The sequence below is a fragment of the Cycloclasticus zancles 78-ME genome (assembly GCF_000442595.1).
In the GTDB taxonomy this organism is placed as follows: domain Bacteria; phylum Pseudomonadota; class Gammaproteobacteria; order Methylococcales; family Cycloclasticaceae; genus Cycloclasticus; species Cycloclasticus pugetii.
Genome location: NC_021917.1, coordinates 1282967 through 1306513 on the forward strand (window position 1 = coordinate 1282967; position 23547 = coordinate 1306513).

The 23547-nt window shown below is 41.0% G+C and carries 20 protein-coding genes and 1 pseudogene; 6 read left to right on the forward strand and 15 right to left on the reverse strand.

The window, feature by feature from the left end; all coding sequences use genetic code 11:
* Positions 1-88: 88 nt before the first annotated feature.
* From CYCME_RS06245 to fabI, 9 genes and pseudogenes are all read right to left on the reverse strand, one after another.
* Positions 89-1891: a hypothetical protein gene (locus CYCME_RS06245; RefSeq protein ID WP_020932454.1), complete on the reverse strand. Its 1803-nt coding sequence runs from the start codon at positions 1889-1891 to the stop codon at positions 89-91.
* Between the two features lies 1 nt (position 1892).
* Entirely contained in the window at positions 1893-2291 is a 399-nt protein-coding gene (locus tag CYCME_RS06250) for a hypothetical protein (RefSeq protein ID WP_020932455.1), read from the reverse strand.
* Between the two features lie 47 nt (positions 2292-2338).
* Positions 2339-2545: pseudogene (locus CYCME_RS12925) on the reverse strand (integrase core domain-containing protein); the annotation flags it as partial.
* Positions 2546-2616: 71 nt separating this feature from the next.
* A protein-coding gene (locus CYCME_RS06255; RefSeq protein WP_144276105.1) for an IS3 family transposase occupies positions 2617-3701 on the reverse strand; the annotation gives its coding sequence in 2 pieces (ribosomal slippage) (positions 2617-3446 and positions 3446-3701; 1086 coding nt in all).
* A gap of 32 nt (positions 3702-3733) precedes the next feature.
* A complete protein-coding gene (locus CYCME_RS06265; protein ID WP_020932458.1) occupies positions 3734-5479 on the reverse strand; it encodes a hypothetical protein in 1746 nt (581 codons plus the stop codon).
* Positions 5476-6159 carry a hypothetical protein gene (locus CYCME_RS06270; RefSeq protein WP_020932459.1) on the reverse strand — a complete coding sequence of 228 codons (684 nt, stop codon included), beginning with the start codon at positions 6157-6159 and terminating at the stop codon, positions 5476-5478. The genes CYCME_RS06265 and CYCME_RS06270 overlap by 4 nt, the downstream gene beginning before the upstream one ends.
* Before the next feature lie 8 nt (positions 6160-6167).
* Positions 6168-7082, reverse strand: coding sequence for a TIR domain-containing protein (locus CYCME_RS06275; protein WP_020932460.1), 915 nt, complete (start codon positions 7080-7082; stop codon positions 6168-6170).
* A gap of 561 nt (positions 7083-7643) precedes the next feature.
* The gene (locus CYCME_RS06280; RefSeq protein ID WP_223253228.1) at positions 7644-7985 is read right to left on the reverse strand and encodes a potassium channel family protein; all 342 of its coding nucleotides are present in this window, start codon (positions 7983-7985) and stop codon (positions 7644-7646) included.
* Positions 7986-8129: 144 nt separating this feature from the next.
* Positions 8130-8900 (reverse strand): enoyl-ACP reductase FabI, encoded by a 771-nt coding sequence (gene fabI, locus CYCME_RS06285; RefSeq protein WP_020932463.1) that lies wholly within the window; start codon positions 8898-8900, stop codon positions 8130-8132.
* 439 nt (positions 8901-9339) lie between these two features.
* Between fabI and CYCME_RS06290 the strand changes: the two genes are divergently transcribed.
* From CYCME_RS06290 to CYCME_RS06315, 6 genes are all read left to right on the forward strand, one after another.
* On the forward strand, positions 9340-9675 hold the full coding sequence (locus CYCME_RS06290; protein WP_020932465.1) for a hypothetical protein: 336 nt from the start codon (positions 9340-9342) through the stop codon (positions 9673-9675).
* Positions 9676-9887: 212 nt separating this feature from the next.
* Entirely contained in the window at positions 9888-11789 is a 1902-nt protein-coding gene (locus CYCME_RS06295) for a cytochrome c/FTR1 family iron permease (protein WP_020932466.1), read from the forward strand.
* A 209-nt stretch (positions 11790-11998) separates the two neighbouring features.
* A complete protein-coding gene (locus tag CYCME_RS06300) occupies positions 11999-12367 on the forward strand; it encodes a hypothetical protein (protein WP_020932467.1) in 369 nt (122 codons plus the stop codon).
* Between the two features lie 91 nt (positions 12368-12458).
* Positions 12459-12710, forward strand: a complete 252-nt coding sequence (locus CYCME_RS06305; protein ID WP_020932468.1) for a copper resistance protein B — start codon at positions 12459-12461, stop codon at positions 12708-12710.
* A 53-nt stretch (positions 12711-12763) separates the two neighbouring features.
* Positions 12764-13357 (forward strand): cupredoxin domain-containing protein, encoded by a 594-nt coding sequence (locus tag CYCME_RS06310; RefSeq protein WP_020932469.1) that lies wholly within the window; start codon positions 12764-12766, stop codon positions 13355-13357.
* Between the two features lie 574 nt (positions 13358-13931).
* On the forward strand, positions 13932-14813 hold the full coding sequence (locus CYCME_RS06315; RefSeq protein WP_020932471.1) for a DMT family transporter: 882 nt from the start codon (positions 13932-13934) through the stop codon (positions 14811-14813).
* A 63-nt stretch (positions 14814-14876) separates the two neighbouring features.
* Here CYCME_RS06315 and CYCME_RS06320 read toward each other — a convergent pair whose 3' ends face one another.
* The 6 genes from CYCME_RS06320 to CYCME_RS06340 all read right to left on the reverse strand — a co-directional run bounded on the left by CYCME_RS06320 (position 14877) and on the right by CYCME_RS06340 (position 23488).
* Positions 14877-16196: an APC family permease gene (locus CYCME_RS06320; RefSeq protein WP_020932472.1), complete on the reverse strand. Its 1320-nt coding sequence runs from the start codon at positions 16194-16196 to the stop codon at positions 14877-14879.
* Positions 16197-16227: 31 nt separating this feature from the next.
* Complete coding sequence (locus CYCME_RS13085) at positions 16228-16386, reverse strand: hypothetical protein (protein WP_020932473.1); 159 nt, start codon at positions 16384-16386, stop codon at positions 16228-16230.
* Between the two features lie 56 nt (positions 16387-16442).
* Entirely contained in the window at positions 16443-17093 is a 651-nt protein-coding gene (locus CYCME_RS06325) for a methyltransferase family protein (protein ID WP_020932474.1), read from the reverse strand.
* Positions 17094-17445: 352 nt separating this feature from the next.
* Positions 17446-18657, reverse strand: coding sequence for an acetate/propionate family kinase (locus CYCME_RS06330; RefSeq protein WP_041932916.1), 1212 nt, complete (start codon positions 18655-18657; stop codon positions 17446-17448).
* 5 nt (positions 18658-18662) lie between these two features.
* A complete protein-coding gene (locus tag CYCME_RS06335) occupies positions 18663-21092 on the reverse strand; it encodes a fatty acid cis/trans isomerase (RefSeq protein ID WP_051184136.1) in 2430 nt (809 codons plus the stop codon).
* Entirely contained in the window at positions 21089-23488 is a 2400-nt protein-coding gene (locus CYCME_RS06340) for a phosphoketolase (protein WP_020932477.1), read from the reverse strand. Before CYCME_RS06340 ends, CYCME_RS06335 begins: the two co-directional genes overlap by 4 nt.
* Between the last annotated feature and the right edge of the window lie 59 nt (positions 23489-23547).

Consider the following 23547-nt stretch of genomic DNA (forward strand, 5'->3'; position numbering starts at 1 on the left):
GTCTAAAAAACATACCCCTTTTGGGGTTGAAGTTAATGACGTCTCGAAATAGATGAAATGACGGAAGCATAATTTAGCGACAATACATTTACTTATATGTTGATCTCTTACTTGGTAAAACTTTATTCCCAGGAATTATTACACTAACAACATAATTGGGTGCTTTCTCACCAAAATCGTAGTATGGCTCCATGTGATATACATCAAAAAACTCTCTTATATCATTGATAGGATTATTCAGTTTGCTGCCCTTACTGCTATTATCTAAGAGAACAAATAGACCTAATTGATCATTCGGATAGCAATAAGTTTGAGCTTGGCTTAAATAACTATCAGCAATATTATCTATACTTGGCTTTACATCTGTTTTCTTTAGCTCTATCGGTAAAACTACGGAATCGCTGGAATACAAAATATCTACTCGACCACCATCAGCAACCTCATCAACCTCTAACTTATATTTACTTGATACACATGAATTCATCTGAAAATATGCGAACATACTTTGTTGCAAGTCATCCTCACTAGCATTAGCGTCAAATAAATACTTAAAAAAATCTTTCCCAGACTTTTTCTGCGAAGCGGCTATTTGTGAATACTTAATAACATCTGAAAGAACGACTTTAAACTCTGAAAGCTTTTTCTGACTATAATTCGGAATAAATCCAGTTATCCTTGCCACAATTTCATCAAATATCTCGTCACCAACACGGCTCCCTGTTAAAGATAAGATAGGCGGGGCTAAGTACTCTTCACTATACCTTCCAAAAAGCTTAATAATTTCACTAAGAGAGCCACCTGAACACTCTGAAACATCTTTCTTTATAGTTTCTATTGGAACAAGCGGAAATGATTTCCTGAAATTTAATAAAATATCAATATCTATCTTTTTTTTTAAATCTCCACCTTGTTCAATACTTGAAATAAGAATAGATGAGAAATTAACAAACTTTTTATTTTCAGGACTTTCACGGCACAAGCGCTTTATTGCAGCAATATACTGCTTCAGGCTTTTTTTGTAGAACGGCTTTAATAAATTATCTGAAAATGAAGGTCCAATTTTTTCCTGAATAGATGAGTACATCCCGTTCAATTCGATATCAACTAAGCTGTAGTGAAGATAACAAATATTATTCAACTCTGCCTTAATATCCAGCCACTCACTAGGGTTAGACAAAACAACTTCACACATACTGACCGTAGCCTTATATATCCATATCTCAAGACTAGATACCGATGAATGAATATAGGAACTTCTTCTATCAAAAATAAGCTTATTAATTGAGGATACTTGTTTATCTATATCAGCTTTATTTGCAGAAGGTATAACCAGTATAAGCTCACACACTTCCAACAAATACTCGGCATCTATACGATTTTCTATTACACTAGAGGCGCCATCAAAATATTTTTTTGCACAACCTATTTTTTCAAAAAAATCCAATTCACTGTCTGATGAATTTGCATCCAGTAGCGCACTCAGGCCAACATAGTAATAAGCCTGAGACGAAACCTCTCCTTTTGTGTGGAATCTCAACTTGTCAATCTGATTAATGATATTACTATCATTCAAATTTAACTTATCATTAAGTAAAAAAAGATATTTTATTTTTGAAGAAATAACAAAATCATCATCATTTTCTTCAATATCAGAAATGACCGAAACAGCCGTACTATAATTTGAACTTTCTCCAAAAAAAATCATTAAAGCGAGCCTTTCTAATGACTTTTTCCTGAAAAAATCATTAGGACTTTTTTCCACTATATCACGAAGAAATATCCTCTTACATTTCTCCGTACTAAAACAGGTTAAGGGAACACCTTGATCAAAAAGAGCAAGTTTTTCAATTTCTGTATAGGTTGAAAATTGTTCGTAGTTTAAAGAAGGCATATCAAAATACTGCCTCACCTTGTCTTTTGATTTCCTGCTTTTTAGTTGGAACAATATCTACGAGCCTTCGATCAGCAGAACCTATAAATATTTGAATTTTATTCGAAAACCGCTTCTCGATCACATTTAATGTCTCAATAAAACCTTCAAAGTACTTGTTATCCGCCTCTTCCTTCCCCGGAGAATCAATAATAAGAATTCTTGGATGATTACCAACGCCATACTCAGAGTTCAACTTGACTAAGGCCAGATACAGAGCAATTTTTACTCGAAGCTGCTCTCCTTCCGTTATATCTGAAAATACCAGCTTTTCGCCACCTTGCTCATAGCTAATACGTAATTTCGAATCTATGTAAATATTGGTAAAACTTTTCAACCCAAGGGAATGTAAAACTTCCAATATGAAACTGTAATCCCCCCATTTATAACCGAAGTTAAAAGTAGAGGTTAAGCTGCATCCAGTAACTGTCTAGGTGGTATGCCTCCAATTGCCGTATGCGGACGTTCATTATTGTATGTCCAAAGCCACTGCGTTGCCAATAATTGAGCTTGCTCAATGGATTCAAACAGATTTAAATCTAACCATTCATGTCGAGCTGTCCGATTAAATCGTTCGATATACGCATTTTGAGTGGGTTTGCCAGGCTGAATGTAAAGTAACGTTATTTGCTGTTTTATTGTCCAGTTGTAATCCCCCCATTTATAACCGAAGTTAAAAGTAGAGGTTAAGCTGCATCCAGTAACTGTCTAGGTGGTATGCCTCCAATTGCCGTATGCGGACGTTCATTATTGTATGTCCAAAGCCACTGCGTTGCCAATAATTGAGCTTGCTCAATGGATTCAAACAGATTTAAATCTAACCATTCATGTCGAGCTGTCCGATTAAATCGTTCGATATACGCATTTTGAGTGGGTTTGCCAGGCTGAATGTAAAGTAACGTTATTTGCTGTTTTATTGTCCAGTCTTTCAGGGTTTGGCTGATATATTCGGGACCGTTATCACAGCGTATAGCTAATGGTTTACCTCGCCATTCGATGATGTGTTCGAGCGAGCGTATAACCCTTACGCTTGGCAATGAAAGATCAACATCAATGCCGAGCCCTTCACGGTTAAAATCATCAATAACATTGAAAGTACGGATGCTACGGCCATCATTTAATTTGTCACTCATAAAATCCATCGACCATACTTGATTGGCAGCATCAGGTACGCTTAAGGCCTCCGGCTTGTCTCTTTTAATGCAACGCCTTGGCTTGATGCGCAAGTTCAATTCCAACTCCCTGTAGATGCGGTATACACGCTTATGGTTCCAGCCGTAGCCTTTGATGTTACGGAGGTATAAAAAACACAGGCCAAAGCCCCAGCGCTTGTGAGTGGTGCTTAACCGCAATAACCAATCGGCTATTTCGGCATTTTCATCAGATAGTTTGGCCTGATAGCGATAACAGGTTTCACTGATAGAAAATACCGCACACGAAATTCTGATATTAGCCTTGTTCTGAAATACTGATCTTTGCGCCATCTCTCGTCTTCGGGATGGCTTTACCACTTTTTTTCAATGGCCTCTCTGGCAATCTCAGCCTTGAGTTTTTCTTCAGCGTACATCTTTTTGAGGCGCCGATTTTCATCTTCAAGCTCTTTCATTCGTTTCATCAGTGACGCGTCCATGCCACCAAACTTGGATCGCCATTTATAGAACGTCGCATTACTCATGCCGTGTTCGCGGCATAAGTCTGGCACCAGTGCCCCTGCTTCATTTTGTTTCAAGATCGACAGGATTTGGCTGTCTGTATATCGTGATTTCTTCATAGAAAACTCCTTTATTTCATTATAAGAATTTTCTACTTAAAACTCCCTTGGTTTTTTGGGGGGATTACAAAACCTTTAAACTTATCAACAACTGAGTCATTTTTTTCAGATCTAATTTTCTCCAAATATAAAATAGCATTATCTAGAACCGCAATTTCATTTCGAGTAGAATCATTAACTTTAGAAACAACTTCAACATTCAGCTTTTCAGCCTTTGATATTTTATACTTTAGAACTGCTACTGCATCTTCAGATGCTCTAGTTTTTTCTTTGAACCCTGATATATTTTTTCTAACACTTTCTATTTCCCCTTCCAAATACTCCGCCTTTGATATTGCACTAATAATTTCTTCATCATTAGCTGAAATATCAGTCAGAGTATTGTTTTTTTCAAAATCTAATATTTTATTAGTTAAAGACTCTATAGATTTCTCAATTAAAGAAACTTGTGTTTCAATTTTCTTTTTTTCATCAGATAAAGCCTTCAGCTTATCTTTCATTCTTGATACATCTTCTTGCCTATCAGAAGCCTTCATATCGTGGTGGCATAATTGACAACTTTTATCTGATGAAGCATGAAGTTCATCCACGCCAAAACTTTTGTTACAACTTGGGCAAGATTTAATTTCAAGATTTGAAAAAAAAGATCCAATTTCAATATGTTCATTGATTTTAATATATTTTTTATCAATCTTACTAACTATCCCTTCTAACTTTATTATCTCATCCTGTAAAGATTTCCTCTCTACTTCCATCTTAGAAAGCGACTTCTGATTTATTGAGTTGTTCTTTATGTTAGTTATTTTTTCTTTTTCTAGCTTTTGAATAATAGAGATCAAAGTAGACTTCTCCTTTATCATTCGATCCAAATCATTCTTTGAGCTATTAGAGTATATTTTACTTAGGATTTCATTTTCTGATTCCAACTTAATATTCAACATTTTTAGCATTTTATCTTTATCTAACTGGCTTACTCCACCAACTTCCGGAACATTTCTGGTCGACTCAAACTGAATCATATCTTTTTTTATTTTCAGTCGATTCATTGCTGTAGTTAAGCCAAGCCCAAGTAATATTTGAACAAGCAAATCCCCCTGCGCCCCATATACAAGAGCATGAGAATCTTTCGATTCCAGGTATATAGTCTTAAAAAAAGTGGCCCAGCTAGTTCCTGCCTCATTAAGTTTATGAACATCTTTACGAGAATCTTTTTGCGTCCATTTAAGGGAGGAAATACCAAGCTGTTTGTAGAAAAATATTTCAAGGTAACGTTCAAACTCATCTTTATTAGATGCATCAAACACTCTATCAGCCTCATCGAGATCATCTAAAACCAGATCTTCAATACATCCTCTGTATAAGCCAGCCTTTATTATTCTTGCGCTTTTATCGATACAAGATGTATACCTCTTGTCTCCAATATTGAACTCTAAATAAATATAATCAATCCATTTAGACACATCTTTTTTTAAACTATCCCTACCTGTTAAAGCATATTTGATACATTTAAATATAGATGATTTCCCTCTTAAATTATCGGATATTAAGGTGTTTACTCCTGGATATAACAAGCGATCGTATTGAAAATCCTCCTTTCTATCTTTTCCTTTTTTTCCTACAATCTGTATTTTTGAAAGCTCTAAATGCACCCCAGACGAAGTAGTGATTTCGTCGTTAAAATCACCTTCTACATGTATGATTTTTTTAATTTGTTCTTTGTCAAAAACATCTTTATACGAAGGGTAAAGATGAGAAACTAATTCTTTAGAAATGCTCATGCCAATTCCTCTCCATATAAATCAATGTACATTTTTTTAGTTTCATCTATTACACTTTCTATATATTGATTAAGGGGAGTATCTCTATATTTTTCAATCTGATATTGACGAACTTTCAGTTCGCTCCCTGACAACTCTCCAAAATATTTTTTTATTAGCTTACATCTTTTCTCATACCACGAAATACTACTAATTTCTTTCACACCCTTTTCAATTCTTTCAGCTCCGTTTGAAGTGACATAATATTTTTTCCCGAAAATTTGCCCCGCCACATTCTTACCACTTTCATATTCTATAAAATCAAAAGCCTTCAAAAAAGCTATCACATCATCCAGATCTTCATATGCCCCAAAAAAGAATCTTTCCATTTCATTCTTTCTTATTAAAGGTTCCTTATCTAAAAATATGTTATCTACTATATGCTTTACTTCCTTTTTATCATCAATACCTCCTTCTTTTACTAAGGACAACATTTCATAAGCCAAGTAGTCAGGGTTTCGGATTAGAAAATCTATTTTTTGAATTCTAACCTCTGTTTCAAATAGCGTTTTTCTATTCACATGTTTTTTGCTCTGATATGGGACTGAGAAAAAATACAAAATTAATAAAATCCTTATCCTTGACTGATAAAAATCAAAATCTTCATCTAATAACGCCTCTGATTTCATATGTAAATTCATTGTTACCCCTACAGTTGATATCCAATACTCGCCATTTCATTGTGTATTTCTTGTTTCCATGAATCACTGTTGTTCATTGACACATATACGACTCCGCTAATATCGTTTGGAGTCTCAATTTGGCCTTTAACAACCGCAACAACCCTTGATCTGCCTAATTTCCCGATTAAGTAGCCATGTTCAAAGACTACATTTTGCCTAGCCCTATAGCTTCCGGTTAACTCACCAACCTTTGATCCAACATCGCATGGGGTATATAGAACAACAGCAAAGCCTACATTCGAATAATGTTCAATTTTTTCGATAATTGTCCGACCAGAACTAGCTTGCATATGCAAAATTATTGGCTCAAACCCTAGCTCTTCAATATACGCTTTCATCTCCAGCTTAATTAGGTCATCATGACCGTGAACTATAAACACTTGACTCGTATTGAATTCACCAGGAGCTGTGAGCACTAACTCTGGTTCATTAGCTTCTTGTTCTCGTATTGCTTGAGAGGCATCAAACTGCTGACTCGTTATATGGCCCTTTTGTAACAATATCTCTAACAAAGGCTCGTCTTTAACCGCCCAATGTGTTCTAGATAGCTCCCACCGCCCAAGATCAATATCCGTTCGCAAGCTTTCAATAACGCCAATAGGTAACGGCGGAAAAATAGGATCGAACTCAAAATTAAAAACTATCGTTTTTTGGCGAATTCGAATATCAGTTATATAACCAACCTTAGATTCTATCTCTTCATTTTCTATAACAAATAGAGAAGGGAAACTCTTTAGCTCTTCAATTGCCCTCGCATCTAGAGATTTGTAGCGTTCACTGATTTGATCTGCAGTATATTCAATGGCAACTCGGCTTTTACTGAGTTCATAAGGATTAGTATTCCAGCTTTCAGAATTTCCCGAGATTAATAAATTGAACAATTGAATATCCTTATCTTATTTTTGATCCCAACTTACACGTCCTCTGTGGGTCGACGTCAGACAATTATACTTGTTTTTAACATCGCTAATCTCATACCCTACTCCACAATCAACGATCCATTAGCAATCAACGTATTCGGGCTAAGACCTGTGTTGCTTTTAATTTGAGTTACGATTGTTGGCGCAAAGACTGTGCCCTATTCCACCTTGATCAATGCTGATTTGTGCAGTTATTGATGAACACAAAGTCAGAGACTGCATCATCGATACCACCCTAGATAATGTCATAGCCCTCAAGTCCTAGAATGAAGATCCCAGTCATGTTCTCCATAGGTGGTGTCGTTTCCAAGATACCCATAAATTCAATCGTTATCTTGCTCACCATTAAGAATGTATTCTCCTATATGAAACCCAGACAGGAGATAGAGTAAATTATTTTTGGTCTACGGCAACATTAGCTACTAATTCAAATACTGAACAGTATTGGGTATTAGGTTAAGTATCAATGCTTAGGGTCAACCGAGGGCTGTTCTCCTCCCAATATTATCAAATACCCTTTGATCAAGCTCTATCCCAATAGCGTTGCATTTCATAATATAAAAATGAAGCTGTCCAAGTTATTAGTAAAAGACCTGTTAAAGATTCAAGCCCAACAAGATGCCTTATATGACCATGAGGTTCGATATCTCCAAAACCTAAGGTTGTATACGTAGTATATGAAAAATAAACACAATCCATTAATGATCCATTAAAGTTGCCTTCTAAGTGCCCCATGTTCTGAAATTGAGGGACCAAATAATAGGCAAGAGAAAAAAACCATATCTCAATACTATGTGCGACTAACGCACCAAAAACACTAACAACGATTCTGAAGCGGTGTTTTATTTTCATTTTGGGAATCATAATAGATAACCTATACAAAAACTCATAGTGAATAAGCACTACAATCACTACTAGGGCAATAATAAAACTGTTTATTAGGAATAGTACAAGCATGAGATTTTCAACCTTGCTGTAAATGTAAATTGATTCGTACTTCTCACCTATTTACGTTCCCATAATATTGAAGCCCGCATCGATATAGACATTGCTACCGGTAACCAGATGAGCTTCGTCGCTCACTAGGAAGCGCGCATATGCTCCCACACAATTTATGCATACGAGTGCGTGCTCAGGTGATTTTTGCTTTGCCTGCTCCAATAATGCATCAAAATGGCCGATGCCGCTTGCTGCACGCGTAGCGATTGGCCCTGGAGATAACGAATTGACACGTATGCCGCCACTACCTAACTCTGCAGCAAGATAGCGTACGGACGCTTCTAAGGCCGCTTTGACCGGCCCCATAATATTATAGTGATCAACCACCTTCTCTGCACCGTAATAACTGACTGTCAAAAGACATCCACCATTCTTCATCAGCGGCTCAGCCTTTCTTGCCATACGAATAAACGAATGACAGGAAATATCCATCGCCTTTGCAAAGCCTTCACGTGAGCAGTCCGTCACACGCCCTCCCAAATCCTGCTTCGGCGCGAACGCAATGGAATGCAGCATAAAATCAAGCTCACCCCATTCTTCGTTTATTCTCTGAAACAGAGCATCCAGCTCATCCTCTTTCTCAACGTCACACTGCATGAAGATTGGCACGTCCAACTCTTCAGCCAGCGGACGTGAATAAGCTTCTGTCTTGGGGTGCACATAAGTAATGGCAAGCTCAGCACCTGCATCATGAAAGGCTTTGGCGCAACCCCACGCGATAGAATCTTCATTGGCTATGCCAATAACCAGCCCTTTTTTACCCTTCAATGTATCAATCACTAGATAACTCCTAGATTAGTTAATAACGGTTGCCGGATAACCTATCCGTTCCCGCACCTGAATTAGATCGTTACCTTGTCATCACGAAATACCATAAGCATTAGACTCTGGCCTAGGCTGTCTAAGCTAATTATCATAATACACTTATGTCCGCGACATAGGTCAAGTAGAAAGTCTACCCTTGTTAACCCCGTCGTTTTTGCATCATCACTAATTCTTTCCAAAATTGATCGATTATGTACCCTGCTATCTTTTCTTACCATAATATAGATCAATGAAGAACCAGTGATCTAGCCTATCAGCTTCATGATGTTCGGAATAGAAGAAAACTGTCTAGGCTGATAGGCGGAACTTGATTTAATCCCAATATTAGTAAGTGCTAAACCCTTCGAAAGACTAGAGGTTCAATGCCCGTTAAAAATACCAGTAGACCACCTCGATGAAAAAATATTTTAGTGGTTTGATATCCTCTTACCTATTATATAAAACCGTATTGAATGACGGCAAAAGCCATCGATTTTTAGAAATTAAACGAGAGGGGGGCGCTGAGGGGGGCTATTATGGTGCGAATAAATGTAGAAAGAGTATTGAGTATCCGCCGAATGTACAGCTAAAGGCTCAATATCAAAATTGGACTCAAACAAACCTAATAAATGAATGCCAGCATGACAACAGTGATCGTCATCTAAATTGTGGCGCGACTCAATGTCTTGGGAAGCTGCTGGATGAGATGAACCGTACTCTTGCACACCGAAATCGTCATGACTATCCATAGCCCATACGCTGCTATAACTCAGGGTACTGAGTATTAGAAGCAATATGGTTAAGTGTTTAGTCATATGGTTAATCTTAGAGTAGATGTTAAATATGTTATCAGATACGGGCTTCGAATTATAACAAAATCTTTTAAGTGATTATACATTATTGACTTAGTAAATGATAATGATTATCATTTACCTTCTTCTATAATCTCAGTTTTTAGTAAATATGTTTAATAAAACAGCCCTCTTTATGTTGTTATTGACTCTTTCATTTTCGGCATTTGCTTCAATGCCTGTTCAAAAATTACTACAGCTAATTGACTATGTCGGTGTCGATTATCGAGAGGCTATAAAGGATGAGCAGGTTATTAACCCTGAAGAGTATCGCGAAATGCAGGATTTTGTCTTAGCAATACAAGAAAGCATTGATCGATTAAATCTAACAGAACAAAGCCTTATTGAGCAGGCAGCCACGTTGAAGTCCCTGGTTAACTCTAAGGCCGACCCCGGTGTTGTAGCGGAACTTACAACGACCATGCATCAACAAATTATTACTAACTATAATATTCAAATCATACCGCTCAAAAAGCCCGATTTTGTTATAGCCAAACAGCTGTATGCTAAAAACTGTATCGCTTGCCACGGTGTGAAAGGAGAAGGTGATGGCCCTCTTTCACAAACCTTAGAGCCATTGCCAACTAACTTTCTTGACCGTGAGCGTTACCGAGAGAGAACCCTTTATGGCCTATTTAACACCATAACTCAAGGTGTATCAGGTACTGGTATGCCTGCATTCTCTCAGTTAACAGAACACGAGCGCTGGTCACTTGCTTTTTATATTGGTCAAATAGCTGTTCAGGAAGAAGAAGCCGCTGCGGGCTCTGCGTTATGGGAGTCAAAAGGTCATCATTTACTATCTACTGTAGAGCAATTAACGACCTTAACACCCGCGCAACTTGAAGCATCGTCTGGTAGTGATGCTGTCTTAACGTTAGCCTATTTGCGTCGTCACCCAGAAGCATTGGTGAGTAATAACCGCTCACCCCTTGACTTTAGTATTCAAGAGTTAGAAGCCAGCCGCTTAGCCTATAGTTCTGGTGAAGTTGATAAAGCGTATGACTTAGCAGTTAATGCTTATCTAGAAGGTTTTGAGCTGATTGAAAACAGCCTAGATGCTATAGACTCTGACCTACGCCGCCAAATTGAAGCAGAAATGACTACCTACAGAAACTTAATTCGCAAACAAAAAAGTGAAGCAGCTGTAAGTGCAGCTTTTACAAGCTTAAAAAGCCTGTTAGAAACAGCGAAATCATCTCTAAGCAAAACGAGGCTATCAGAAAAAACTGCTTTTATGAGTGCGATGGTTATTATCCTACGTGAAGGTCTTGAGGCACTATTAGTTGTAGCTGCATTAGCCGCTTTTTTGGTAAAAACGGGCAGACGTGAGGGACTCATTTATCTTTATGGTGGGCTTATAGTCGCCTTGTTAATGGGCGGGTTAACCTGGGTTGTTTCTACAACGCTTATTGAAATAGGTGGTGCAAGTCGTGAATTAACCGAAGGGGTCGCTGCAATAACAGCTGCTCTGGTACTGTTTTATGTGGGGTTCTGGATGCACAATAAAACCAGTGCTGCACAATGGAAGCATTTTATAGAAAGCAGCATCAAAAAAGCACTCAGTAAAGAAACATTATGGGGAATAGCCGCATTATCTTTTATTGCCGTGTATCGTGAAGTATTCGAGAGCGTACTGTTTTACCAGGCTCTCTGGGTACAAACAAATGGAGATGGTCAAAGCATGATTGTATATGGCTTGATAGTGGCCACGACAATTTTAATTCTACTCGCATGGTTGATTATGAAATACAGTACCCGCCTACCGCTTCGACAATTCTTTGCGGTTAGTGGCGGATTTATGTTTATATTAGCTGTTGTTTTTGCAGGCAAAGGTATTTCTGCTTTACAAGAAGCAGGCAAAATTCCGTTAGACCCTGTTCCCTTACCTAGTATTGAATTGCTCGGTATATATCCAAATTACCAAGGTTTAATAGTACAAAGTATGATGGTTATCTTAGCCATCCTCATGATCATCAGAGATAATCGTAAGCAGCGTAAACGACTTGAGTAATACGAAATGTGTATTAACTATGGCTTATCTCTGCCTTCAAAAATTGCGTTTATCTAGGGACAAGTAAGCTATGACAAGAAACCGGTCGATTATCGAGTCTAGCTTGAATAGATGGCATTAAAACAGTACAAATTTTGTGATGATACCCCCAAAGTATTTTAAAAAAATTAATTGACAAAGATGCTAGCATCGGAGTAAAAGGTTCATATATGAAACATATAAACCACATCATTGTTTACAGTATGCTTGTTTTAAGCATGCTTGTTCTGCCCATGCAGAATGTGTGGTCAATGGCAAATATGTCGCCATGTGACATGGATATGTCTTCTCATGATATGAGCAATATGGACATGTCTGGTTGCTCTACTTCTATGGGTGATTTATCGTCAACAGATATTGTTGCTGACATAGATTGTGGTGACAACCATTGTAATAAGTGTTTCCACTCATCATCTTTTATCCTAACGCCTAGCGCTGTATTAAAGAAAAATATCAATCGCTACTTTTTTGCTGTTTTTGAAAGCAATTACCTAAGTTACTTTGCTCCTTTAGACTCACCTCCCCCTATTATTTCCTGATTTTTTTAACTGGTTTACTGGTTACTTGCCTAATCAGTAAAAGTTTAATGAGTTGGGTCGTGCTTTTCGGCTCAATAATCAGGAGATCACAATGGTATTTAAAGAACTATTCCCTCAGGGAAACATAAACTCGTCACGTCGTCGTTTTGTTACAGGCGTTGGATCTGGTTTATCAGATGTCGAACTGGGGTTAAGGCTTCGCTATGAAATAAAGCGCGAATTTGCACCGTATATTGGTGTCAATTGGACGAGTAAGTATGGAAAAACAGCTGATATAGCGAAGTTGGCGGGTGAAGATAAGGCGGATACACAATTTGTAGTGGGTATTAGAGCGTGGTTCTAATGCAGTTACTAGAGATAACTTTAATTAAACAATACAACTAAGGATAGATAAATATGATGATTATAAATTTTATTAACAACACTGAAGAAAACTCGACATTACCGATTAGACTACTGTTTGTCGCATTATTAAGTTTCGTTTTATCAGCACCTGCTTATGCAGGTGGTTCTCACGGTGGGCATTCTAGTAGATCAGAGAACTCCTATAAAAAGCCTGCTAAACAAGTGTATTCTGAAAAGTATACGCGTCACGCTGAAGGGCATGATAAAGATGAAAGTCCTGTAGGGCGGCCTGCTGCTCAGCAAGAGGCGACAATGTTAATAAACGTAGCTGCATTCGATACGATGCGTTATGCGTTTTCACCAGCACCATATATAAAACCGGGTGATGTTGTGAAGTTTGTTATTACCAACAAAGGGGGAATTCCTCATGAGTTTTCCATTGGTGATGAGCAAGAACAAGCCAAACACCGTGAAATGATGCAGAAAATGCCCAAAATGGTTCATCAAGATGCCAGCACCGTAACAATAGAGCCGGGTAAGACAGAAGTTCTTACGTGGAAGTTTAATACAGCAGGAGTTGTGATTGCATGTAATATTCCAGGACATTTTGAGGCAGGGATGTTTAAAAATATAACCTTAAATTAATGAAATTGGCCCAGTACACATGTGCTGGGCTATTCATCTAAAACGTGTTCGGCTTTTAAAATTGACAAGGAGTTAAGACAATGGTCATTGAAGACATAATGACAGGCACTATTAAAACTCTTGAGCAAGTAATGAGAAAAGCAGGCGGCGATATTTACCCATTGTTGATAATGCCGCTCAGTGTGTCGGTACGTTGAGCACTCTTGACTTGGTTCGACTTCATAATCTTGAACGTTCGATATCTAATGAGCTGCAGGCATAGTTGATCTGTTCCGAGCCCGTTATAGAAATTGGGCCTTACCAATCGGTTATAAAAGCCATCAAATTAATGGCCATTAAAAATGGCTCTTCACCTAGTAGTTATAAAAGATGACGGTGTGATTGGTGTTGTTTAATCCGTGGATATTTTAGAAAAATACCTATTAACTCTAAAGATTTGATGTGGTTTATAAATTAAAGGTACATGCAACAAATCCTTAGATACCGACATAAGGTTTTTGCGAAATCTCAAATGATCATTTCAATGACTGAAAAACATGAAAACAACTACCAACCATTATTAGAGGATTTTTAATTGCTCAAAACTTCATTGGTTGCTACCACGGCTATGCTACTTTGGGCTATTTGTTATCCATTAATTACCTTAAGCCTACCTTACGCACCTATCATGCTAACAGCCTTTCTGAGAGCGGCCTTAGCCGGAATGATTCTTATTGTTTTAGCGAAGCTTCTGGGAAGAAGTATGCCAAAGGGACTAACGGTATGGATACATATCATCGTCATTGGCCTTACAGCAACAAGCATTGGGTTCTGGGGTATGTTCTATGCAGGTAGTTTGATTTCACCGGGGCTAGCCACAGTAATCACCAACACTCAGCCAATGATAGCTGCTGTATTCGGTTGGTATTTCCTTGACGAACGCCTTAGTAAGACATCCGCAGTTGGTATTATCGCTGGTTTTATCGGCATTCTAATCATCAGCGTAGAGACCGTTTTAGTCGAAAACAGCCAGATGATTGTCGGTATCCTCTATATTCTTATAGCTGCAACAGGAGTAGCTATCAGTAATGTTCTCCTTAAGAAACTTTCGAATAAAGCCGACATCTTATACACAGTAGGGTTTCAGTTATTAATTGGCGCTATACCACTTGGCTTACTAACTGTTAACTTGCCCGACAATTACCAAATCCCACTTAACTTGAGCTATTTATCGGTTCTACTGGCTCTTGCGCTCCTTGGGACTGCTTTACCGTATATCTTATGGTTCTGGTTAATGGATAAAGCTCCTTTATATAAGTTAAATGTATTTAGCTTCTTAACTCCTATATTTGGCCTTATACTTGGCTCGGTATATTTTTCCGAATCACTGTCGCTGTATCAATGGGGTGGCGTATTTATAATCGTTGTTGCCATTTTATGGGTAAACAAATTTAGTAAAAATAAGACATTGGTTTAAACAGTCACTACCGACTTTCAAAGCAAACCATCACGCTGATTTCTATCAAAACAAAGGGTATTGCTAATCCCTTATTTGGTATTTATGGAGAAAAAACCTTTCGCCAACAAAAATAATAATAATTCCAATCACTGCCACATAGATCACCATCATATCCGTTTGTGCTTTTATCACCAGGAATGCGCCAAGTACGACCACATCAGAAATCATAGCTAAAACAAGAATTAAGGCATTAGCATTAATCTCTTTACGTAAATAGCGAAATACACCCCAATGCACAGCAATATCCATCACCAAATAAAAAATGGCACCTAGCGAGGCAATGCGCGTCAAATCAAAAAATATCGTCAGAAAAATAGCGATTGTAACGGTGTATACCAGTGCATGCTTCTGAACGCCTCCCGTCATTCCAAAATGGCTATGCGGCACCAGTTTCATATCCGTTAGCATAGTAAGCATACGTGACACAGCGAACATACTGGCAATCACACCGGAAACCGTTGCAACAATGGCTAGAGCCACGATGAACCACAAGCCGTATTCACCAAAAGCTGGGCGTGCGGCTTCTGCCAATGCAAAATCTTTTGCTGCAATGATTTCAGACAAACTGAGATTGCCAGCTACCGCTATGGCAACCAAGAAATAAATGACCACACAAATAACAATAGAGATGATGATGGCTCGTCCAACATTACGATGCGGGTCAACTATCTCTGAGCCACTATTAGTAATCGTGGTGAAGCCTTTATAAGCCAAGATAGCAAGAGCCATTGCTGCCACAAACCCTCCAGCAGGTATTTCTTCAATATTGCTGGCGGTATTTTCAAACGAAAAATCGGCAAGCCACAAGCCACCAATAGCAAAAGCCACAATGCCTCCAATCTTGATGATTGCCATTATCAGAGAAAACAGACCCACCGCGCGATTACCGGAGATATTAATCAGGAAGGCAAAAACCAGCACACCGACTCCTAAAGACGATACGACCCAGCTAGCGGCATCGGCATCAAATAATTGTACGCTATACGCCCCAAAAGTCCGAGCGACTAGACTTTCATTGATCACCATAGAAAAAGCCATCAGTAGCGCCCCTGCGGCTGTTATCGTTCCTTTGCCGTAAGCTTTCTGTAGAAACATAGCGATGCCCCCAGCTGATGGATAAGCATTGGACATTTTCACATAAGAGTAGGCGCTAAAAGCAGTCACTATGGCTGCACCCAGAAAGGCGAGAGGAAATAACGGCCCTGCCAGTTCAGCGATCTGTCCCGTCAGCGCCAGTATACCCGCACCAATCATAACCCCTGTGCCCATTGATACTGCGCCTACAAGTGTCAGGCTGTTTTCTTTGTAATCTGATTTATTTTGGTGTCCTGAATGATCCATTATAACTACCCTCTTAGTTTTATAATTAACCCTATGTAGCGTCCTTCAAATGATCTTCCTCGTTTTTTTCTGTACAACAACATGGCTTGGATTCTTTTTTTACCTCCACCTTCTCTTGTTTCTCAGAACCACCACAGCAACCATGTGACACAGGTTGCTCAATACTTTTATTATCTTTTTTTTCAGTCATAAAATTTCTCCTTGCTTAAATATTAAATACAGTCCTCAATCGGTGAGCCACTTTCATCAAAATGCTTTGGATTGCGCAATAAAACCTTTCCACTGAGATTTGTTAGGGAAAAACATCGGTACTTTTTTTTGATAAGCGATGTATTCATCACCAAATTCTGCGATCACCGCCCGCTCCTCTCGCTTGGATAACCGGTAGTAAATGAACACGATGACCGGTAAAAGGCCAACAGAAAAGAGAGTCGGCCAATGCACCACACCCTCACCAAATAGCGCAATAAACAATCCGGTATATTGCGGGTGCCTCGCAAAAGCATAAAGGCCATCCGTCACTAGTTTTTTCTCTTCTCGTGCTTTGTAAACCTGACGCCAACCTTGAAAAAACAGACCAATACCCAAAAAAAGCAATCCGTACCCCAAAACCATTGAAATCATCATCCCTGTTTCCCCCATGCCAAGCAGGGAAGACCATAAATTAGCATTAAGCTCAGTGCGGTCGAGCCCACCAAAACGTGCCAACAAATAGATCGTTAAAGGAAAACCATACATTTCAGCATAGAGCGCGATAATAAAAGCTTGGACAACTCCCGCGCCCGCCCATTCTCGCCATGTTTTCGGCGCCAAGTATTTATATAAAACCCATGACGCCACTACAATCATAATAACTGCAAGAATCCATACACCCGAGTGCGCGATTAATTCATTCATATAGTATTCCTCTTAATAATTTCATACTCGTTACTGCTAATCAGTCAAAAAATTTATCATGGCCAAACAAAGCATAAAGCTATGTGCTGGTAGCAAGTCAAACCTATTTTCCATTATGCAACTTATTCACCCTGACCTTTACGCACTAGAATAGTGCCGGCCGCGAAAGTACCACGTTGTCTCAATCGCACCATACAAACAGGTCGCTACTAGAAGGACCAGCATAATCGAAAGTATTTCCATACCTGTTTATTTATTCAATCATCATAAGCTACGTCCAAAAAAGCAGCTTCCGTTTGCCAGTAAGAACACTCAAAGTTCATCATTAAAATGCATGTTTTACACCTCATTTTTATTCCTTTCCTTTGGTATGATTAAGTTCTGCTGCACCTTTATCGATAAGTACAGCACGAGTATGTTGCGCTATAACTCGTTCCTCATCAGTGTGGATAACCCACGCGGATACAGCACTGCCTTCAGCGCTTATACAAGGTCTATTGTGTGCATTGGCAGAAAGGTCAATTTGCACACCCAGCCAAGCCGCATGTCGACAAATGAGTTCTCGAACGGGTACTGCATGCTCTCCGATACCTCCAGTAAACACCAGCGCATCCAGACCACCCAGAGCGGCCGCCAGTGAACCCAATTCCCGGCCTATACGATAAGCAAATAGCTCGACAGCCTCCTTCGCCTGTGGATTCGAACTGGCCAGTAATTGACGCATGTCATTACTGACACCAGAAACGCCAAGTAAGCCCGACTGGTGATACAGCAAATCCGCAACCATAGCACTGTCCATATTTTTTTCATCCATTAGATAAAGCACTACTGCAGGATCCAACGAGCCACAGCGTGTACCCATTGGTAACCCATCAAGTGCGGTAAAACTCATAGTGGTCGCTATACTTGTTGCATTGTGTAATGCGCACATGCTGACACCATTCCCCAGATGTGCAACAACAACCTTGCCAGAAGCCGTTTCGCCAAGGTAGGTAGGCAAAACACTGGCGATGCTTTCATAGGAAAGCCCATGAAAACCATAACGTCGAATACCTGCATTCATTAGGTGTCTAGGCAAAGCAAATTGTTGGGCTATTTCAGCTTGGCCACGATGAAACGCCGTATCAAAACATGCCACTTGAGGTACGCCGGGAAACCGATCGGAACACATCCGAACCCCAGCTAGGTTGTGCGGTTGATGTAAAGGTGCCAGTGGTATCAATTTCTCCAATTGAGCCAGTGTATCGTCATTGATGAGAGCGGGGCTTGAAAAACTCAAGCCACCGTGGACGATACGATGGCCAACAGCAACAATAACACCCGGACCGACTGTTTCCTGAACCCATTTGATCAATGCATACAGTCCGTCAGCATGCGTCAAGTTGGCAGTTAAGGCTGTTTCGAGTAATGGCATGCCCGCATGATCGAAGGCGCTTAGATATCCGTTATGACCAATACCCTCAACCTTACCATGACCCAGTAATGGTAAATATTCCGAGCAGGTGAACAAGGAAAACTTTATGTTCGATGAGCCGCTATTAATTACCAGAATAATGTTGTTCACCTCGGTTATCTATTTTCGTAGCGATTCAGATCAAACAACCCAGATAAAATAGGTTTGTTTCGTTTGTACTCATCCTGAAACCAGTCTGCCATCTCCCAGAATTCGGGATTAGTACGTCTAACACCGTACTGATCAATAAACTTTTCATAATCTCCACGATCACGGATAGCGGCGCAGTTTTTGGCGAAATCATCAAGTTCTGACAGCGCTACGGAAAAAAAGAAATTAGGGTAGGAACCTTCCTGCCACTTCACTACGGTCATCGTATCGCGGTCGATATCTGAGCGATCTCGTTCATGTCCATCTGCAAGAAAAGAGGTGACATTCTTGTAAGCCTTGTTGCGAACTAGTGTGTAGACCAGATCCTGTTCTGGGCTGTCCATCCTGACCCGCACAAAGGCGACATCGGAAAAGGCGTGCAAGTTTGTGCCCTGCAACTGTGCAATCTGTTGCATGGCGCGATCAGCACGTTTCTCAGCTTTTTGTGATGATAAATTCTCACAATTAATACTGCCACACTGGTTCATGGCTTCTGCCTGATAAGCCATACTGGCAAGCCTACCCTTGATACTCTGATAAAGTTCTTGCTGCGGATCAGCCGTTAAGTAACCACTGATAGATTCGGTGCTCAACCATTCTTGTGGTGCAGAAAACAACTTTTGAATACTACTGCGCTGACCAACATACCAAGCGTCACGCACTTCCTTTCGACGGTTTACGGGGAGAAAAGCCAAGAAATAATCCTCCCCTTCCATACGTAAGAAATCCATGTAGATTCTAGTACTCATTCGATGCCCCATGTTGCCGAAGACGTTAAAATTGGCCACCAGCAGATAATGAATGCGTTCAAGCAATGGATAATCAATAACCCAGGCCGTTTCTGGGTTTCCGCCTACCAGACCATAGGCCACCGAGCCACTATCGAAATGCCGAAAAACGGTCAGCGCTGCATTGGGGTTGTTACCGTCACCGTCCCAGATAAAATCCATCGCATGATCCAGATCGTGAGTACCGATGGTTCTGAACCAGGCCTGCTTGCTCTCCATGTAACTCCTCTGCCCTTTCCAATAATCCGTCCAGATACGAAGAAAATCTAGGTTGCTACCTCCATCTGCGGGAATCTGTAGTTCATCGGCCATAGTTCCGATGAATTGGGTATTGTTGGTAATAATCGGCTGATTAGGGTCAAAGAACATCACCCAGAACTGATCTTCAATCACATCCAATGCGATCTGTCCCCGACAAGCCGGCCCTTTAATGAAACCCTCGATAAAAAAGTGCGCGTCATCCAATAGAAAACGGTAACGCGATGTAGCAGGGATCGCGGCAAACACTTTGAAGGGGTTAGAAGAAATCTCTGTTTCATAGGACGGTAGTTGATCCACCTCATAATCATTTGCTAGGAAAAGTTCACGATAACGCTGCATACGCCCTTCGGAAAACTCGTAAACGATGTGGTTCTTAGCCACAATAGTCGGGTGATATCTCAGCAGCCGGTAGTAAAATGGTGTATCCCCTGGATCATCATGTGGCAGCACCGTCGGAATCTCATCGACAGTCTCTCCAGACGGCGTAGTAGAACGTACCAAACGGTAGAACTCTCGTGTTGGCGATTCCGAAAAATGAATATGAGCATGAAATAGATGTTCATACAGATAGCGGCTGACCAGCCGTTGCTTTCGGGAGGATTGATTTAGGAAACTCTCCCACTGTTCGATCTGCGGCAACACTGCGGCAGAAGGCCCGGGTAGGGCCACTGTCGGCATATCCTGTGCCAACCAGGAAACCAAGGTTCGATATTCCAACGCTGATAGGTTTGGCATCGCATAGGGCATACCCCACATAGGATGATCCCTGGCATAATCGCTTATCTCCCCCAGTGTCGGGCAGGTCTGTTTTCGATCAAGTCCCAAGGAAATGCTATCTGGCAACAAGCCTGCACGGGGCTGTGGGTTTTCTTGCTTGAGACGCAAAAGATGATATAGCACCGAGTTTTTCAGATTATTCTTAGGACTCTGATCACCCTCATTGCGTATTGAAAAAAAACCGCGAGAACGCCATTCTGCAGTACTTTTTGCGTCCACCAACAGGCGTGTCGGTTGCATTTCTGTAATACGTTTAGGTTCGTATATGCGCTCTTCACTAGCACCTCGATGCATGCCTTCGATCGAGGAGAGTTTCAACTGACAGGGCGCATCAAAGCAACCGTGGCATACCACACAGCGTCGGTCTAAAATAGGTCTGACTTGCTCTGCCAAGACCATCGGTGCATCCAATTGAGCTAACGACAACTCCATGTCAACAGTTACGAACTCGCTCTCCTGGCTGTCTGGTAGCTCCGACAGGGAATAGACAACAACAATCGACAACAGGAAAACAAACACCATTATCTGTGCCCGTTTGCTGATGACTATTTTTTGCAGCAACGATTTCATCGAGGCGACCACTTCCAGTCACGAATTTCTGCCATATCCTCACCGTATTGCACGATGTAGTTTTTATGTTCGATAAGCTTGTCACGCATCAACTGTTTGATATAAGCCGCATCCGCACCCAGTTTCGGCAGCTGGTCGATCACATCTTCAACCAGGTGAAAACGATCCAGGTCATTTAGCACCGCCATATCGAAAGGCGTCGTGGTCGTGCCCTCTTCCTTGTAACCCCGTACATGCAAATGATGATGACATAGACGGCGATAGGTCAGGCGGTGAATCAGCCACGGATACCCATGATAGGCAAATATCACTGGTGTGTTGGCGGGAAATAATGCATCGAAATCTTTGTCTGGCAGACCGTGGGGGTGTTCGCTCTGCGGTTGCAGCGTCATCAAATCCACTACATTGATCACCCTGACTTTCAACTCGGGAAGGTGTTGCCTCAGCAAATCCACTGCTGCCAAAATTTCCAGCGTGGGTACATCTCCGGCACATGCCATCAGCACATCCGGTTCGCCGCCTCGATCATTACTAGCCCATTCCCAAATGCCAATTCCTACGCTGCAATGTTTAATCGCGGCATCCATGCTGAGCCATTGAAGTTGTGGCTGTTTGCCTGCAACGATGACATTAACTAAATTTTTTGAACGTAAACATTTGTCGCTAACACACAGCAGGGTATTAGCATCAGGAGGCAGATACACTCGAATAACATCGGCCTTCTTGTTCACCACATGATCGATGAAACCGGGGTCCTGGTGGGAAAAGCCGTTGTGATCCTGGCGCCAGACATGAGAGGTCAGCAAATAGTTCAGCGAGGCAATCGGCCGACGCCAAGGAATTTCCTTACTCGTCACCTTGAGCCACTTGGCATGCTGATTAAACATGGAGTCGATAATATGGATAAAAGCCTCATAACAGGAAAAGAGGCCGTGACGACCTGTAAGCAGATAGCCTTCCAACCAGCCCTGACATGTATGTTCGCTGAGGATCTCCATGACACGTCCATCAGTTGCAAGGTATTCGTCTTCCGGCAAGGTCTCTGCCTGCCATGCACGATTGGTAACTTCAAACAAGGCACCGAGGCGATTGGAGGCGGTCTCATCAGGACCGAATACACGAAAGTTTTTCGCCTTCGCATTAAGTTTCATGACATCGCGCAACAACTTACCCATAGCACGTGTCGCTTCATCCGTACTCTGACCGGGGTGTGTCACGTCCAGAGCATAATTACGATAATCCGGCATAATCAAATCTTTCAGTAACGCACCCCCGTTTGCATGGGGATTTGCCCCCATGCGTCTTTCACCCTCTGGTGCCAACTCGGCAAGCTCTTTACGTAATGCACCGTTATCATCGAACAATTCGCCCGGCTTATAACTCTTCAACCACTGCTCTAGCAGTAGCAGATGTCCCGGTTGGGTAGCAAGATTACCAAACGGTACCTGATGAGAACGCCAGTAATCCTCGGCTTTTTTTCCATCAACCTCTTTTGGCCCCGTCCACCCCTTGGGTGAACGCAGTACTATCATGGGCCAACGTGGCCGAACCCTGCTGACATGAACTCTTGCTTCTTGCTGAATTGTTTTGATCTCTGCGACAACTGTTTCCATTGTTGCTGCCATTTTCTGGTGCATAGCTTCTGGCTCAGAACCTTCTACGAAGTAAGGTTTATAGCCATATCCGATAAAAAGCTTTTCTAATTCATCATGACTGATGCGTGAAAGTACAGCGGGATTGGCAATTTTGTAACCGTTAAGGTGCAATATGGGTAACACAACACCATCGCTCACCGGGTTAAGGAATTTGTTGGAGTGCCAGGCCGTCGCCAACGGACCAGTCTCTGCCTCCCCGTCACCCACCACACAGGCGGCAATTAAATCGGGGTTGTCCAACACCGCGCCAAAAGCATGGGAAAGCACATAACCCAGCTCACCACCTTCGTGAATAGAACCCGGCGTTTCCGGAGCCACATGACTGGGAATGCCACCGGGAAAAGAAAACTGCCTAAACAATTTTTTCATTCCCTCGGCATCCTGACTGATGTTGGGATAGAACTCGCTATACGTCCCTTCAAGATACGTATTTGCCACCAGACCCGGCCCACCGTGTCCAGGGCCAGCGAGATAAATCATACTTAAATCATCCCGCTTGATCACACGGTTCAAATGCACATAGATGAAATTTAGCCCTGGCGTAGTGCCCCAATGTCCGAGCAATCTCGGTTTAACGTGCTCAAGTGTCAACGCCTCTTTGAGCATTGGATTGTCTAATAAATAGATCTGACCCACTGAGAGATAGTTGGCAGCACGCCAATAAGCGTTAGTTAGCTGCACCTCTTCTTCTGAAAGAGGCTCACATTGAATGCTTGTTGACTGTCTAGTGGTATCACTCACAATTACCTCCTTTTAGGCATCCCTTAAAAATTAAGTTTCTACAGTGATCACTAAAATTT

Coding starts and splice junctions, on each gene's coding strand:
- CYCME_RS06290 (WP_020932465.1), top strand. CDS start 9,340: ATGAAAAAATATTTTAGTGGTTTGATATCCTCTTACCTATTATATAAA.
- CYCME_RS06305 (WP_020932468.1), top strand. CDS start 12,459: ATGGTATTTAAAGAACTATTCCCTCAGGGAAACATAAACTCGTCACGT.
- CYCME_RS06300 (WP_020932467.1), top strand. CDS start 11,999: ATGAAACATATAAACCACATCATTGTTTACAGTATGCTTGTTTTAAGC.
- CYCME_RS06265 (WP_020932458.1), bottom strand. CDS start 5,479: ATGAGCATTTCTAAAGAATTAGTTTCTCATCTTTACCCTTCGTATAAA.
- CYCME_RS06295 (WP_020932466.1), top strand. CDS start 9,888: ATGTTTAATAAAACAGCCCTCTTTATGTTGTTATTGACTCTTTCATTT.
- CYCME_RS06320 (WP_020932472.1), bottom strand. CDS start 16,196: ATGGATCATTCAGGACACCAAAATAAATCAGATTACAAAGAAAACAGC.
- CYCME_RS06270 (WP_020932459.1), bottom strand. CDS start 6,159: ATGAATTTACATATGAAATCAGAGGCGTTATTAGATGAAGATTTTGAT.
- CYCME_RS06325 (WP_020932474.1), bottom strand. CDS start 17,093: ATGAATGAATTAATCGCGCACTCGGGTGTATGGATTCTTGCAGTTATT.
- CYCME_RS06280 (WP_223253228.1), bottom strand. CDS start 7,985: ATGATTCCCAAAATGAAAATAAAACACCGCTTCAGAATCGTTGTTAGT.
- CYCME_RS06245 (WP_020932454.1), bottom strand. CDS start 1,891: ATGCCTTCTTTAAACTACGAACAATTTTCAACCTATACAGAAATTGAA.
- CYCME_RS06310 (WP_020932469.1), top strand. CDS start 12,764: ATGATGATTATAAATTTTATTAACAACACTGAAGAAAACTCGACATTA.
- CYCME_RS06335 (WP_051184136.1), bottom strand. CDS start 21,092: ATGAAATCGTTGCTGCAAAAAATAGTCATCAGCAAACGGGCACAGATA.
- CYCME_RS13085 (WP_020932473.1), bottom strand. CDS start 16,386: ATGACTGAAAAAAAAGATAATAAAAGTATTGAGCAACCTGTGTCACAT.